The sequence below is a fragment of the Acinetobacter sp. AG3 genome (genome assembly GCF_022343575.1).
GTDB lineage: Bacteria > Pseudomonadota > Gammaproteobacteria > Pseudomonadales > Moraxellaceae > Acinetobacter > Acinetobacter guillouiae.
In genome coordinates this window covers 2,187,829-2,202,777 of the sequence record NZ_JAKQZD010000001.1, presented here as the reverse complement: position 1 = coordinate 2,202,777, position 14,949 = coordinate 2,187,829, and the positions used below count along the sequence as shown (strand labels likewise).

Here is a 14,949-nt window from a genome sequence, read left to right as displayed (position 1 = left end):
AGATGAAGCATATAGATTTAAGTCGTGGGCGAATCACTGTTCAAGTTAACCAACAACATAGCCACTGGGCTTTAGATGATTTATTAGATTTTGCAGAAAGAATTAATCCTAAAAGAGCATTTTTATTTGTTTCCAAAGTATTGGGGAAACATATTCCTGTTGCACCCTCTGTCATGCAGCGTAGCTATAGCGATTTAGCCAGTTTAGTGCCTACAAATTTAGCTGGGCCAATCTGTGTCATTGGTATGGCTGAAACAGCCGTCGGTTTAGGTGCTGGGGTTTATCGTGAATTAAAAAAACAACATGGCAAAAATGCGATTTTCTTAACCACAACACGACACCCTATATCGACCTTACCGACATTGGGGCTTTTTCTAGAAGAACATAGTCACGCACAAGATCAGTTTATTCTAAGCAGCCACGATCCAGTTAAACATCAGCAAGTGGTTGATTCAAAGACTTTGATTTTAGTTGATGATGAAATTTCAACAGGGAAAACCTTTAAAAATCTGATCAATAGTTTAACCAATTCCGGTTTGCAGCAAGTTGAACGCGTGATCTTGGTCACGTTGGTGAACTGGGCCGAACACAGTCTTGCAACGGATGAGCTTGATATCCCTGTGGAAGTGGTTTCATTATTGCAAGGAAATTGGCAGTGGCAAGCGAATCAACACAATATTCAGGTTAATATGCCCAATGTCAGCTCCACTGAGCAACAGGCACAGAAAATTATTGCACCAAATAATTGGGGGCGTGAGCCAGGTTATTTAGAATGTACGCCATGGGAACATATTCACATCAATCATCCAGACGAAAAAATACTTGTACTCGGTTCAGGTGAGTTTAGTTGGATCCCTTTTCTGATTGCAGAACAGTTGGAACAACAAGGTGCTGAAACTTATTTTAGTTCAACAACCCGTTCACCAATCATGCAAGGACATGCAATAAAAAGTATTTGCCAGTTTCATGATAACTATGGGCTCAATATTCAAAACTTTGCTTATAACGTAAAACATCAAGAATTTGATCGGGTGCTTTTGGTGATTGAAACACATCAAGATAGTGTAGACCCAAGCTTGTTTGAACAAATTAAAAATTTGGAAGTGATCAGTTATGAACCCTAAACCTTTGGTCTTTGTCGACTTGGATGACACTTTATTTCAAACTTATCGAAAACAACAACCGACACCACAACATCAAATAGTGACTACAGATGTTTCTGGACAACCGCTTTCATATATGAGCCCAAAACAGCAGTCTTTTTTGAATTGGTTGCTTGAATCTGCAGAAGTTGTACCTGTAACTGCTCGCTCAGTTGAAGGCTTTAAACGTGTACAAATCCCCTTTCAATATGGTGCGATTTGTTCCCATGGTGGCACGATTTTGGATCAAAATTTAGCCGTAGATACAGACTGGTTTGATCTTCAAAAACAACATGAAATTCAACTCAATGGCATACTGACTGACTTGCCAGATGCTTTGCATGACTATGCCAAAGATTTGGGTGCAGTCAGAACTTGGACCTTGGTTGAAAATGAACTGAGTATTTATTCTGTTGCAAAGCAACAGCAAGCTGGTGCGTTATTTTTAGATCGGCTTGTTGATCAATTACCTAAACCGCTACTGGAACAGTGCTATATCCATATCAATGGCAATAATCTGGCGATTATTCCACATCATGTCAGCAAACAAAGCGCGGTTGAGTTTTATATTCAAAAACATGATCCGCAACGGGAACGTATTATTTTAGGTTGGGGCGATAGTCTATCAGATGCTGGATTCCTCAGCTGTTGTGATTGGTTTGGAATGCCGAAAAGCAGTCAGTTGGATAAGTTTCTGAATACCCATTTAAGCCATGATTTTGACACTAAAGGATATTTAGGTCATGTCTAATGCATTGATTACACCACTCAATCCAATCTTGAGCGAACTTGGCTTTCACGGTTCATATCGTTCCGAAGATGTCACTTTTTTGATGCAGATTGATGATATTCAACCCACTGCAGTTGAAGAAAAAGAATATCTGATCCAGTCAGGAAAAATGCACTATTCACAAATGATCAGTGCTGAACATCCACCAACGGATGAACAGATGCAACATTATCAGCATGCCTTTGAACAAGGTGCACAGCGCCTTGCCGAAGAGGTTCAGAAAATTGGCAACAGTTTGATGCAGCGTTTTCCCAAACAAAAGATTGTTTTGGTGAGCTTGGTTCGTGCTGGTGTTCCTTTAGGTGTTTTACTTAAGCATTACCTTGAAAAGCATCAGTCTTGCTATCACTATGGTATTAGTATTATTCGTGATCGTGGTGTCGACTTTGCTGCACTGCAAGCGATTATTGAACAACATGGTGCTGAAAATATCGTTTTTGTAGATGGCTGGACAGGTAAAGGCGCGATATGCAAAGAACTCACAAAAAATCTACAAGACATTCCTGAGCTCTTTGATAAAAATTGGCAGATCCCGCGTTTAGTTACCCTGTCTGATTTGGGTGGTTATTCTTGGTTAAGTGCCAGTACAGATGATTGGTTGATTCCATTTGGGATATTGGGTTCAGTGATCTCTGGGCTGACTTCTCGGACGATTTTGAAAGAAAGCATAGAACAGCAAGATGCCCGAAACAATTGCTACCAGACACAAAAATGGCACAGTTGTTTGATCTATGATCAGTTAAAACCTTATGACCTTTCTGTTAATTTTATTGAGAAAATACGACTGTTGATTGAACAAAACCCAACGGATAAACAAGTGAACTGGAACAATCAAATTCGTTTAGTACAACAGCAGCAATGTGCAGAAACGATTGACTGGATTGCAGCACAATATGCGATTCAAAATATTAACCATATAAAACCCAGTATTGCTGAAGCAACCCGTGCAGTTTTAAGACGCGTACCTGAGCGAATCTTATTAAAAGACGAATCTAATCCTCATGTACAATTATTATTGCACTTTGCACGTGAGCGAAATATTCCAGTCGATATTCTGGGAACAAAATTAGGTCCTTATCACGCAGCAACATTGATAAAAAAAGTAGAGAAGAACAAATGAAGCCACTTTTACACGCCATTGAACTTGGCGCGACCATGTATATTCCTGCAACACATGAACAATTGTGGGAGGTTACCCAAGGAATTAAATTTCCGCAGATTAAATCAATTGCGGTATGCCTTGAAGATGCTGTACTCGAATCAGATGTTCAAACGGCGATGGTGAATTTAAAACATTTATTGCAAAGACGACTGGATGAACCCAGTTTAAAAGCCCCTGCCATTTTTATCCGCCCAAGAAATATGGAAATGGCGAAGCACATTGTCGACTGGGATCTAAATCAAACATTTAATGGCATGATTTTGCCCAAGTTTAATGTATTTAATCTCAAAAATTGGATGAATGTATTACCTGCCAATTTGCAATATATGCCGACGCTTGAAACCAAAGAAATCTTTGATGTGGCACACAATATTGAACTTTACCAAGCCCTTAAATATGACTTTCATAAAACATTATGTTTAAGAATTGGTGGCAATGACCTCTTGTCCTGTTTAAATTTGCGTAGACCCAAAAACACCACGATTTATCAGACGCCTGTGGGCATTTTGATTTCACAATTGGCGGGATTATTTATTCCCAATGGTTTTCAGCTGAGTTCGCCCGTCTGTGAACATTTTGAAAATACACAGTTATTGATGCAAGAGCTTGAACAAGACATGAATAATGGAATTTATACCAAAACGGCAATTCACCCTGCTCAAATTGGTCATATTCATCATGCCTTACAAGTTCAACCTGAAGAGTTTCATGAGGCTCAGTTAATCTTAGCCCACGATGCTAAAAGTGTATTTAAATGTCATGGTTCAATGATCGAACCTGCAACCCATAAAAACTGGGCTGAAATGATTTTACTCAGATATAAAACTTTTGGTTTGGTCAAATCATCGTGTTCAACACATGACAAAATATTGGTGGTGTAGGCCTGATTTAAGGGTTGAAGCAGCAAATTATGCTTCAACCATTTGTACTACAGCTAAACGACCACCATCTTGTTTAGAAAATAAAATTTGAACACCATCTTTTAATTCAATTTTACCGCCAACCGGGATCTGTGTTTTATTGGCAACATCGGTAAGATCAGGCATATCTTCATTGACCAACCACCATACATCATTATGTAAGACGAAATAGCCTTTTCGCTTGGTCTGTTCTGCGGTCAAGCGTTCATTCGGTGCAATCATATTATTGGTATGCCATGCGTAAATAGATTGGCCTGTCCACACCATTAAACGATGATTATCGGGTCTAAAATTACCTTGCTGCCGTGCTGAGTATAAATTGAGAATAGGTAATTTACCTTTAAACGGCGTATGGCAAAATGGGCACTCAGGTTTAGTAGAGTTATCAAAGACATACCACTTTTGACCACAACGGTGATTATGACACGGCTGAATCAAATCCACTGTTTTAACCAAAGCTGTTTCCCAGTCGTTGGCTGAGGGGCGCTTGGCAGGATCATGTAAACCTTCGACAAAGCTTTTGATAAAGAGCTCAGACAAATACGGTCCAGTCACTGTCAATGGTACTTTTGCAGGATCCCCCCACGGTTGCTGACTGACTTTAAGTTGAGTCGGTTTCACCTGATTACTATGATCTGTTGGGTGTTCAATAAACAGCGCTTTTTCACCCATTCCCAGCGTTTCATCCTTTTGCGGATCATTCATATCATGAATTTTTCCACCACGTAACGGATGTCGATAGAGCAAATACATATAAATCAATACCGCCAAAGCATGTTTATCTGTCGCAATACTGGGTAAATAACGATCAGGATTGTCTTTGGATAAATGACTGGTGCGTACCACTTCTGGTGCAATAAAATCAGGAGTACCGACAACATCAGGTGGGTATTTTCCAGGTACCACCAAACCATCAACGTCAATAACACTAGCACTGCCAGAAACAGGATCGACCAAAATATTTTTATAAGATAAATCTGAATGGGCCAAACCCGCAGCATGCATACGGCGTACTGCGCGAGAAATTAGAATTCCTATTTTAAGGTAATTTAGCCAAGTGCCTTTTTCTTTGTCGTCGAGAAATCTGTTTTGGTTATTTGCACTTGCAAACCATTTCCCTTCTTTTTCTTTGCCTTTGATTTGCAGAAAATCATTATTTTTTGAACCATATTCAAAGAAAAATTGTTTTCTATAGGTTGGGGCGGTAATCCCAAGCAAATTATTATATTCAACTAAACCGTCGGGCCAACAGAAAATATTTTTCCAATAGTCCCCACCAATCCCATTAAAGATACTTTGCCATTTATTGCCTACAATTTCTTTTAAACGATCTTTTTGCTGCTCAAAGGTGGCTTTAGAGTCATAAAACTTATTTTTTTCTTTACTGAAAAAGCACACCACATAGCTACGATCAGGTGAAAAATATACATCTTTCATTGCACCTGAACCGATAATTTCATCTACAAATTCTATTTCACGTCCATCAACGGTGGTACATTTAATAATTTTTGCTGACATACTTGCCACCTTACACTATATTCTTCAAATACTTAGATATTATTTATACAGATATTGTTGAATGCTTATTCCATAATACGGCCATGGTACGATCATCATGATGCCCAGCTGTAAAGAAATGCATCCATTCCAACAATGCTATATCAGCTGCTTCATTCTGTAGCAACGGATCCAGTTCACGGTATAAACTTTGCCATTTGTCAAAATTGGATAAGCCAGAATCTGTTTCAAATTTTGGATCTGAAATACCATCTGTCATCAACATAATCGCATGGGTATCTTTAAAGCAGCCTATTTTTAAACGGTTTGGAAATTCTGTTGCAATACTCAGATCTAGAAACTTGGTCTGTCCTGCATATTCACCACCATCTGGAACATTCATCAGACGCACATTGTCCTCGCTATATACTGCGATTGCACCGTCTCCCACTGAAAATGCACTGATAAAGGTTTTGTCAGCTAATTTACATACGACCGCAACCAGCAATGTGGTTGAAAAATCTTTAGTATTTGCCCCAATCTGCTCTGCTTGTAATTTGATTTGGTTAATAATTGATTTATAAATTTCATAATATACATGATGAAACTGTTCATTTAACTTTTTGGCAACTGCAACAGTTTCAGCATCCTGACTGCCCACTTGCCACTTTTCTAAATCAGCAATCAGGCTTTCAACCGTGTGTGGGTTTAAATAGTTTTTAAACTCATTTTCAACAATCTCTACCGCAATTCGAGAGCCTTCTCTGGAGTATTGCGCACTGCCTGCACCATCTGCCACAGCCAAGACCGACCAAGGTGTATTGTCAATTAAGGTAATGGAAAAATCGTCATCTCTAAATAAGCCTGCGTGTTCATGTGAACGGCCCCGACGACTTGCAGCGATAATTTTATAATCCACGGCATCAATTAAGACTTGATCCAAATGTGGCTTGCTAAATTTTTGCCCAGACTCAGGTTCAATGACTTTCCATAAACTGCGTGGGTCTGCAATGATATTCAACCGACACTGGGCAGAGCGTGTTTCTCCATCAGCAATAAATTGAAAAGAAAATTCGATTGAATCTGCGTGTTGTGGTTCACCATGAATACGCTGTGTGGCTTCATCGAAATAAAAACTTGGATCTGGAAATTTAAAGCTTTCAGATTTGAATGTTAATTGATTGACATCATGTTGTGAAATCACTGAAATTTGAGATTGATAGTGTTGTCCAACTCGGGCATTTTCAACCTGAAATTTAATGTCTTCATATTTACTTCGTCTAAACACAGATTCGATCTCTAATCTATTCTTCTCAGTTTCAGAAGATATTATTTCAGGGGTTGAGTTTATATTTTCAGAATCAATTATCGGCTTGTTTTCTAAATTGGGTTCAATTGTAGCGGCTGATGCTTGCTCGACTTGATCTGCAACAACTTGCTGTTCAACTTGTAGGATCGGTGCCAGTTGCAATGTTGTATGAAGATCTAAAGTGATATTTTGCGTTTCGGAAATTGCTCCAACTGAATTGGTGTTTTCAGATGATGTATGGAGTTGATCCACATTGACTAAAGGCTCAGCGCAATTTTGTTGAATATTTTCATCAAGCTTGACTTGGTCATCAACTCTAGCGTGTTGATTGGTTTCTGTTTGCTGATTAAGACCGACTTGCTCTTGAACATTCTTATGTACAGTAGCTTGAGTTGTATCCGAGCTTATAGTTTCATGCTGAGACTGTGCAGCAGATGTGTTATCCAATAAATCAGCTTCATCGATATTGCTCAAACGCGGTGCAGCTATCTTCACTTTTTCCAATTCGTTGATGAGTTTTGAAAGTTGTTTGAGATTTTGTGGATCACTTAATAAAAATTGTGAAAAATCCTCACTGAAATCAGCAGGATTTTGTTCCAAAATTTGCTTTAATTTGCATACATCACTGTCCATTTTACCCTCTACTCATTTTTCTATTATATTTGCTTGGTCACTTGGTCACTCACCAATCAGGATGCACTTAAGCGTTAAGCGATATAGATTTTTAATATTGTTCAATGCAGCAACGCTTTAATCATGTATCAACACATCAACCGATAAAGCCTAACCTTGCCCACGGGTTAAATCAAAATCTCCATCACCAGAAGAAAAACTGATTTGTCGACGACACCACGGGCAAACCACAGATTCCCGATAGCCGTCATAACACATCAAATTACCGCATCCACATACCGCAAAAGCGGTCTCAGAAAAACAATGTGGACATTCAGGGAAACCATCGAGTTCGGCTGTATTGATCTGCTTATTGGATGCATTATGATCTGACCAAGTAAAATATTCCTCAGATATCGCACTACAGGTATCTAACTTAAAATTATAGATATTGATATTTAAATCAGCTGGACCTTTGTACTGTAAATTACGTATATATTTGATGATATAAGGTTTATTCATCTTTTGGCAGCGACCGACAAATATCGCACAATGATCATCGGCTTTATTTTTTTGTAGAGATAATGCATCTTTTGCCAAGCGCATATAACGCTCATCAATCGGCAACAGATCATCTTTTTGTTGATGACTACCAATACTGATACTTTGTGACACTACAGAGGCTGTGATCCACTTACACAAACCTTTGACATATTCTTGATTGATCTGATCAATTGAAATGGTATTTTCAGTGATCTTACTCAGCACAGAAAAATCAACATCTGCACCTAGACCAATGGCGACGACTGTTGCTTTATGCGCATATTTGGCATTCCAGCGTTGAATTGCCTGATCATATTCATCGGTTGGACGACCATCGGTAAATATATAGACCATTGGCTTCCAGTCGCCTTTGACTTCACTGGTGGTTTTCATCACATAACGATCAATTTCCTGACCCAAATGATCTAAAGCTTTACCCAAATGTGTCCCACCACCCAAGGGCAAATTAAAATGATTAAAGGCAAATAACTCAGTTAAAGGGACCAATGTTCTGACAATCCCTGCATATGCAATTACTGAAACATATACAGTTTCAAGCGCATAAGGATCTTTCCTTAAACTGCTTAAAATAAATTCCACACCCTCTTGAACTGATTCAAGCGGCTGCCCGACCATTGATTCAGAACAATCAAGAACAAAAAATACCGGTAAACGGCGCATAACTTCACCTACATTATTTTTATCATATTATTCAAATAGCTAAATCAAAAAGATAAGCGCTGATCTGTTTGATTTAACATTTTTATCGTCACGTAATCGCCAGCTATAAAACCAACTGAATTTCGGCGGGTGGTGGTGGTAAAGAAATTGAATCGGATACTCCTGCACTACTGCTACCAGCAACCACACTTGCAGAAACCCACTTAAAGAAGCTGGCAAAACTATTTGAGTCCATGGTGTCTAACACAACCACTTGATCCGTCAGTTGCAACAAGGATTCAGTTTTCGCTTTTGGTCCTGCAGCACAAGCGACAATCGTGGCAAAATTAAGCTGTTTAATTGTGGGAACGATTTGCTGATAAGCATAGACATCTGAGGGTGAACCATCTGTCATCAAAAACAATAACGGGCGCCAATCGCCTTTAACATCATTGCTACTTTTCTGCACATTCTGTTGTACTTCTTGTGCCAGTAATTCCAATGCTGCACCCATAAATGTTGCACCCACATTCGGCACATCTAGATCGGGAATTTGAACTTGATCCAAAGGGGTAAGCGGTAAATAAACTTTTGCTTCAATATCAAAGGTGATCACACTTAAATACACGCTTTCAAGCGCATAAGGATCTTGCCTTAATGCACTAAGCATCGACTGCAAGCCCACATTCACCGAGTGAATTGGCTCTCCACGCATAGAGCCAGATGTATCTAATAAAATATATACAGGTAAACGGCGCATTATATTCTCATTTTTTAACTATATTTTTTTAACCATTCCACGAAATTATCCGCGGGTGATGCATTACCGACCGCATTAAATTTCCAGCCACTATTTTCTCTGACCAGTTCAGCAAATAATAATGAACGTTGTTGATCATATTGACCGATACCTGATAAATCAAAACGCACCATTTCTTTGCCAGTACCATCGACAGCACGAATAAAGGCATTTTTCACCTGACCAAAATGCTGATTATTTTTTGCACCATTGTAAATTTGCACAATAAAAACAATCTTGTGATATTCAGCAGCCAAGCTATTTAATTTGACAATGATTTGCTCATCATCGCCGTCACCAGCACCTGTACGGTTATCTCCAGTCAGCCAGATTTGTCCTGAACGATGTTTTAAATTATTAAAAAAGATAACATCACTATTTTCGAGTGTGGCTTGACCTGCGGCATTCCAGCCCAGATCTTTTACTTTTCCACTGGCATCACATAAAAATGCCACCACATCTAGATCGTGTTCTTCGCTCTTTGCGCCTGAAAATAATCCACCTAAAAAGCCTTTCTTTTGCTCAGTGATATCCCAACCGAGTCCAATCGTCACTCGTTCTAAATCATGTTTAGATTTTTCAAGGCTGAGTCCTTGACCTTTCGCCAATGTAATTGCCATGCTATTTTCCTTTATTTTTATAGAACCACATTCACTTCAGGTGGTGGTGGTGGAAGATCATTTAAGCCTGTGACTTCTTTTTGACCTGCATCTACTTTTTGGCTTCCCGTAGAAATACTTGCAGAAACCCATTTAAAGAAGGCTTTAATGGTATTTGAATCTGCGGTTGCAAGTTCTACCACAACTTCTGTAATTTGTTTGAGAATACTGCTATCTGCATTATGTCCCGCAGCACAAGCAATAATCATCCCCGTCTTGGCTTGTTTTAGTTTTGCAAAACCTTTGGTCCAATCATCCGTTGGTGCACCATCTGTCATAATAAAAACTAAGGGTTTCCAGTCACCACGGGTGTCAGGTGTGGTTTTTTGCACTTCCTTATCAATTTTATCTGCCAGTAATCCCAGTGCTTCGCCCAACTGTGTAGTCCCCGTTGCCTGTAATTGAGGGGGTTGAAACATCGCAATTTCAGTTAATGGAATCAGTTGTTTTGCTTGTGTATCAAAGGTAATAATAGACAAATAGGCTGTTTCGAGCGCATAAGGATCTTGTCTGAGTGAAGAAACCAGTATTTCAACACCATTTTTAACGGCTTCAATCGGTTCACCATGCATCGAACCTGAGGTATCTAATAATAAATATACGGGTAATCTTCTCATTTGTTTATCTCTGTTGAATGTCTCGTTAATTTTTAATCTTTATGCATATGTTTATATAAAAAATTGAACTAAAAACAAAGCTTTTTTATCATTTTTAATACTTAATTTTTTTCTCAAATATCAAATTTTGCTTAAATCCCCTGTTTTTTAATTGAGCTTATCCTGACATATTATTTGTTTTATGCTGAGTAATATTTTAAAAATAATCGCAGAATTCTAAGCTATAATTGTTTTATTACTTACCTTAATCTGAATCCTCAGATTTTAAAGCCCAATATGTCAAAAAATCTCGCAACCCTGATTGGTTTAAGTGCCATTTTACAATGGTCTTCCATTGTCGGTTTATTGAAAAAAATTAGTTTTAGTTTGGGCGCTGAGTTGGCTGTGCTACTGATGTATACACTGAGCACGTGTATTTTATTAATATTTTTTAAAATCCCAAATTTAAAATTAATTTCAAAAAAATATCTGATTTTTTCTACCTTATTGTTTGTTATTTATGAATTATGTTTTTCTTATGCCATTGCACTGGCACAAACCGCCCAACAAGCCATAGAAGTCAGTCTGGTCAATTACCTCTGGCCGGGCTTAACTGTTGCGATGCTGATCCTCTTTAAAGAAATTAAATTTAATGTCTTTGTTATTGTCGGTTTAGCCATCAGCTTAAGTGGGATTATTTTGATTCAAACTGGGCAAGGTGCTTTAACACGGTCCAATATTTTATCCAATATTCTCGAAAATCCAATCAGTTATATTTTGGCATTTGTTGGTGCAACGCTATGGTCCTTATATTGTGTGATTACCAAAAAATATAGTGATGGGCATAATCCAATTTCATTTTTCTTTGTGGCGATCAGTATTGTACTGTGGACTAAATACTTGTGGTCACATGGGTTGAGTCTAAATGCAATTCCAGAAGTTGAACTTACAACAATAGGATTATTAGGCATTGTTTCATTGGTGATGGCCTTGGGCTATGCCGCTTGGAATATTGGTATTATCAAAGGCAATATTACGATTTTGGTGACTTTATCTTATTTTAGTCCAGTCATCTCAACTTTGATTTCAATGTTTATCTTACAAACCAATCTACCAACAGAGTTTTGGTATGGCGTGATCTTGGTGACTTCAGGCTCTTTAGTGTGTTGGATTTCGACAAATTGGCAACAATTAAAAGACAAACTATTCAGTGTGTTAAATTAAATGCTTGCCGATCTGCAAGCATTTTTAAATAAATACCATCCAAGCAATCATTCAACAGCTTAAGCTGTATTTAATCCATATTGAATGATCAACTCAGTAAATGGCCCCGCTACTTTTATTCAGTTTAGGGGCCATAAACCGCTTAACTTGTTTGCCTAAAGTTATCTGCAAGTTTAACTAGACAAATAACCTTCACGTTTAAGATCATCTGTCGTACTCAGAATCGCTTTACGTAAAGTTGTTATGATAAAGTCTACATGTTGTTTATTTAAAATTAAGGGTGGCGACATAATATTCATATGACCAACTGGACGAATAATTAATCCATCTTTCTGGCAATAATCTGCAATTCGAGAACCGACATTGACTGAGCTTGGGAAAAGTTCCTTGGTTTTCTTATTGGCTAAGTTTTCAATACACATCATAAACTTCTTACCACGAACCTCACCGACAATGTCTAAGTCAACCAATGTGTGTAATTGATCTTCAAAATATTGGCCTACATCATTGACATGTTGCAGTAAATTTTCACGCTCGATAATTTCAATATTTTTTAGTGCCGCTGCACAAGAAACAGGATGACCAGAATAGGTAAATCCATGGGTAAATAACGCACCATCCGCCTGAGGCTTACCAATCACTTTTGCGATATCATCAGATATAATCGTTGCACCTAAGGGTAAGTAACCTGAAGATAAGCCTTTGGCACAAGTAATAATATCTGGAACGATATCAAACTCTGATTCTGAAGCAAAAAAGTGCCCTAAGCGTCCAAACGCAGTCACAACTTCATCGGACACATATAAAACCCCATATTTATGACACACTTCAAGGGCTTTTTTATGATATCCCGGTGGAGGTACAATAACACCGCCTGCACCCATGATCGGTTCTGCAAAAAATGCAGCGACATTTTCTGGGCCCAATTCCAAAATTTTATTTTCTAACTCTTGTACCTTTTCATTACAGAACGCTTCTAAGCTTTGGCCTTCCGCTCTACGGTATGGATTTGGGCATGAAATTTGGTGGACCAATTCACGATCGATATCAAAACCGATATGGTCAAACTCAACCCCTGTTAATGACATACTGATATAGGTACTGCCATGATAACCATCTTTGCGCGAGATTAATTTTTTCTTGCTTGGTTGACCAAGTTGATTGAAATAAAAGTGAATAAGTCGTACCGCAGTATCATTGGCAACTGAACCTCCGCAACCAAACAGTACATGATTCAAATTTCCAGGCGCCAGTTCAGCCAGTTTTGCAGATAATTTTGCAGCGGGGATCGAAGTATGGTGACCAAATGCAGAATAATAAGGAATTTGCATAATCTGTTCTGAAATGGCATCGGCAATTTCTTGACGCCCATAACCCACATTGACGCACCATAAACCACCAATACCATCCAGATATTTATTGCCTTCAGCATCAAAAACATAACACCCTTCACCGTGTGCAAGAATCATGGCACCTTCATCTTTAAAAGTTGCAAAGTCAGTCCATGGATGAATATGGTGATCTTTATCTTTTTTCCAAACTTCTGTAATTTCTGTTGTTGATAACTGCTTCATAAGATAACTCCTTGTTAAAATTCTGCTTTTATTTGGTCAAACTTTCGATGGATTCTGGTTGAAAGAGTTGTCTTTTCATCACCAATTTGATCCAAAGAATACTGATGATTGTGGTAAAACCAATCACAATTCCGACCCAAGTAAATATTTTGACTCTCAAATCTGGGGTAGGCACAGCATAGAAAATCGTAAGTACCATCCCGATAATGCCAATGATTTGTAAGAATGGATAAAATGGTGCTTTATAAGGTCTTGTCATCTGTGGGTAGCGTTTACGCAACACAATCACGTTGATATGTGCAATCACATAAGCGATCAACCAAGAGATACAGGCTGCTGTTAACAGAACCTTTATCACTTCGGTTTCACTCTGTGAGAACAGCATTGGTATCATGATGATGACAGCAACAAATACAACGCCCACCCAAGGCACATTATTCTTCTGATTGACTCGGGCAAAAATTGATAACACTTGCTTATTGCTCGCCATGCCCTGCAACATACGCGGTAAGGCAGCTAAAGTCGCATTTAAGGTACTTAAGGTGGCAAATAGAGCACCAATCGCAATAAAGAGTAAGCCTGTGGGGCCAAATACCGCCGTTGCATATTCAATATGTGGGGTCAAAGAATTAACCAAGTGCTCTTGGGGTAAGAAATACAGTGCACCCACGCCATATAAAGAAATGGTGATAAAAATCGTGGTTAAACCGATATACATCGATCTTGGAATATTTTTACTGGGATTTCTGGATTCTTCGATCATCGGAACAACAAACTCGACGCCAACAAATCCCCAAAAAGCCAACGCAACCAGAGCCACAGTATTTGTATCAAAAGTAATTGTATAATCAACTACTTGAGTATGCGGATAAACCCAACCGCTGATCGCAAATATACCGAGTAAAAGTAATAACACCACCATGACAAAAGCTACGGTATTTTGAACTTTGGAGAAGATATCAATTTTCAGCAGATTTAAACCCACTGAAATAAATAAAATCAAAAAGCCAATACCAAAATAGGGAACATCCAGTTTAAATATTTTTTTGATTACATCATCGATTAAAATCAGTTCCGCTGAAACAGCAAACATCGCCACCAAAATATAACCACAAAACACCGAAAGCATTGCGGGTAAATGCCCTGTTGCAACTAGACTATAATCACTGATACTGCCACTTTTAGGAATTAATAATGCCAACTCTGCAAAAGAGGTCGCATAGCTCAGTGCTAAAAAGAATCCGATAATCAACGGAATAAAAAAACTTATTCCGCTTAAGCCAAATCCTTGCAAAATAATCACCATCACACCTTGCGATAGTACTAAACCAACCGCAATAGCGATTAAATTAAACAAAGTTAACTGTTTTTCATTTACCTTTTTTGCCTGATCGATTAAACGACTTCCTTGCTGATTGTTCTTGCCTGTCATGTGCTCCTCCCTCCTAGAGTGGGCATTAAA

At 38.5% G+C, this 14,949-nt stretch carries 13 protein-coding genes; 5 read left to right on the top strand and 8 right to left on the bottom strand.

All coding sequences use genetic code 11. From position 1 onward, the window contains the following. Positions 1-2: 2 nt before the first annotated feature. From L3V46_RS10190 to L3V46_RS10175, 4 genes are read left to right on the top strand one after another with little or no spacing between them, the layout of a single operon-like run. Positions 3-1,124 carry a phosphoribosyltransferase domain-containing protein gene (locus L3V46_RS10190; RefSeq protein ID WP_239045604.1) on the top strand — a complete coding sequence of 374 codons (1,122 nt, stop codon included), beginning with the start codon at positions 3-5 and terminating at the stop codon, positions 1,122-1,124. Next, positions 1,114-1,893: an HAD family hydrolase gene (locus L3V46_RS10185; protein WP_239045603.1), complete on the top strand. Its 780-nt coding sequence runs from the start codon at positions 1,114-1,116 to the stop codon at positions 1,891-1,893. The genes L3V46_RS10190 and L3V46_RS10185 overlap by 11 nt, the downstream gene beginning before the upstream one ends. After that, a complete protein-coding gene (locus L3V46_RS10180) occupies positions 1,886-3,052 on the top strand; it encodes a cysteine protease StiP family protein (RefSeq protein ID WP_239045602.1) in 1,167 nt (388 codons plus the stop codon). Before L3V46_RS10185 ends, L3V46_RS10180 begins: the two co-directional genes overlap by 8 nt. Continuing rightward, positions 3,049-3,975: an HpcH/HpaI aldolase/citrate lyase family protein gene (locus tag L3V46_RS10175; RefSeq protein WP_004821613.1), complete on the top strand. Its 927-nt coding sequence runs from the start codon at positions 3,049-3,051 to the stop codon at positions 3,973-3,975. The genes L3V46_RS10180 and L3V46_RS10175 overlap by 4 nt, the downstream gene beginning before the upstream one ends. A gap of 27 nt (positions 3,976-4,002) precedes the next feature. Here L3V46_RS10175 and L3V46_RS10170 read toward each other — a convergent pair whose 3' ends face one another. The 6 genes from L3V46_RS10170 to L3V46_RS10145 all read right to left on the bottom strand — a co-directional run bounded on the left by L3V46_RS10170 (position 4,003) and on the right by L3V46_RS10145 (position 10,710). Continuing rightward, the gene (locus L3V46_RS10170) at positions 4,003-5,532 is read right to left on the bottom strand and encodes a lipopolysaccharide kinase InaA family protein (protein WP_239045601.1); all 1,530 of its coding nucleotides are present in this window, start codon (positions 5,530-5,532) and stop codon (positions 4,003-4,005) included. A gap of 43 nt (positions 5,533-5,575) precedes the next feature. Continuing rightward, positions 5,576-7,453: a PP2C family serine/threonine-protein phosphatase gene (locus tag L3V46_RS10165; protein ID WP_239045600.1), complete on the bottom strand. Its 1,878-nt coding sequence runs from the start codon at positions 7,451-7,453 to the stop codon at positions 5,576-5,578. Between the two features lie 150 nt (positions 7,454-7,603). Beyond that, positions 7,604-8,656: a TerY-C metal binding domain-containing protein gene (locus tag L3V46_RS10160; RefSeq protein ID WP_034613144.1), complete on the bottom strand. Its 1,053-nt coding sequence runs from the start codon at positions 8,654-8,656 to the stop codon at positions 7,604-7,606. Positions 8,657-8,759: 103 nt separating this feature from the next. Then, complete coding sequence (locus L3V46_RS10155; protein WP_004821620.1) at positions 8,760-9,395, bottom strand: VWA domain-containing protein; 636 nt, start codon at positions 9,393-9,395, stop codon at positions 8,760-8,762. A gap of 14 nt (positions 9,396-9,409) precedes the next feature. Next, positions 9,410-10,054 carry a TerD family protein gene (locus tag L3V46_RS10150; RefSeq protein ID WP_151801410.1) on the bottom strand — a complete coding sequence of 215 codons (645 nt, stop codon included), beginning with the start codon at positions 10,052-10,054 and terminating at the stop codon, positions 9,410-9,412. 17 nt (positions 10,055-10,071) lie between these two features. Continuing rightward, complete coding sequence (locus L3V46_RS10145) at positions 10,072-10,710, bottom strand: VWA domain-containing protein (protein WP_239045599.1); 639 nt, start codon at positions 10,708-10,710, stop codon at positions 10,072-10,074. 276 nt (positions 10,711-10,986) lie between these two features. On the opposite strand from L3V46_RS10145, the gene yddG reads away from it, so the two are divergent. Further along, positions 10,987-11,913 carry an aromatic amino acid DMT transporter YddG gene (yddG, locus tag L3V46_RS10140; protein ID WP_239045598.1) on the top strand — a complete coding sequence of 309 codons (927 nt, stop codon included), beginning with the start codon at positions 10,987-10,989 and terminating at the stop codon, positions 11,911-11,913. A gap of 173 nt (positions 11,914-12,086) precedes the next feature. Here the strand turns inward: yddG and L3V46_RS10135 are convergent, their stop codons facing one another. Then, positions 12,087-13,487: an aminotransferase gene (locus L3V46_RS10135; RefSeq protein ID WP_239045597.1), complete on the bottom strand. Its 1,401-nt coding sequence runs from the start codon at positions 13,485-13,487 to the stop codon at positions 12,087-12,089. A 28-nt stretch (positions 13,488-13,515) separates the two neighbouring features. Further along, positions 13,516-14,919, bottom strand: coding sequence for an APC family permease (locus tag L3V46_RS10130; RefSeq protein WP_239045596.1), 1,404 nt, complete (start codon positions 14,917-14,919; stop codon positions 13,516-13,518). Positions 14,920-14,949 lie beyond the last annotated feature (30 nt).

What these genes read in the sequence shown, in the direction of transcription:
- L3V46_RS10190 (WP_239045604.1), top strand. Translation starts at nt 3, where the DNA reads ATGAAGCATATAGATTTAAGTCGTGGGCGAATCACTGTTCAAGTTAAC.
- L3V46_RS10185 (WP_239045603.1), top strand. Translation starts at nt 1,114, where the DNA reads ATGAACCCTAAACCTTTGGTCTTTGTCGACTTGGATGACACTTTATTT.
- L3V46_RS10175 (WP_004821613.1), top strand. Translation starts at nt 3,049, where the DNA reads ATGAAGCCACTTTTACACGCCATTGAACTTGGCGCGACCATGTATATT.
- L3V46_RS10165 (WP_239045600.1), bottom strand. Translation starts at nt 7,453, where the DNA reads ATGGACAGTGATGTATGCAAATTAAAGCAAATTTTGGAACAAAATCCT.
- L3V46_RS10180 (WP_239045602.1), top strand. Translation starts at nt 1,886, where the DNA reads ATGTCTAATGCATTGATTACACCACTCAATCCAATCTTGAGCGAACTT.
- L3V46_RS10160 (WP_034613144.1), bottom strand. Translation starts at nt 8,656, where the DNA reads ATGCGCCGTTTACCGGTATTTTTTGTTCTTGATTGTTCTGAATCAATG.
- L3V46_RS10145 (WP_239045599.1), bottom strand. Translation starts at nt 10,710, where the DNA reads ATGAGAAGATTACCCGTATATTTATTATTAGATACCTCAGGTTCGATG.
- L3V46_RS10135 (WP_239045597.1), bottom strand. Translation starts at nt 13,487, where the DNA reads ATGAAGCAGTTATCAACAACAGAAATTACAGAAGTTTGGAAAAAAGAT.
- L3V46_RS10155 (WP_004821620.1), bottom strand. Translation starts at nt 9,395, where the DNA reads ATGCGCCGTTTACCTGTATATATTTTATTAGATACATCTGGCTCTATG.
- L3V46_RS10130 (WP_239045596.1), bottom strand. Translation starts at nt 14,919, where the DNA reads ATGACAGGCAAGAACAATCAGCAAGGAAGTCGTTTAATCGATCAGGCA.
- L3V46_RS10150 (WP_151801410.1), bottom strand. Translation starts at nt 10,054, where the DNA reads ATGGCAATTACATTGGCGAAAGGTCAAGGACTCAGCCTTGAAAAATCT.
- L3V46_RS10170 (WP_239045601.1), bottom strand. Translation starts at nt 5,532, where the DNA reads ATGTCAGCAAAAATTATTAAATGTACCACCGTTGATGGACGTGAAATA.
- yddG (WP_239045598.1), top strand. Translation starts at nt 10,987, where the DNA reads ATGTCAAAAAATCTCGCAACCCTGATTGGTTTAAGTGCCATTTTACAA.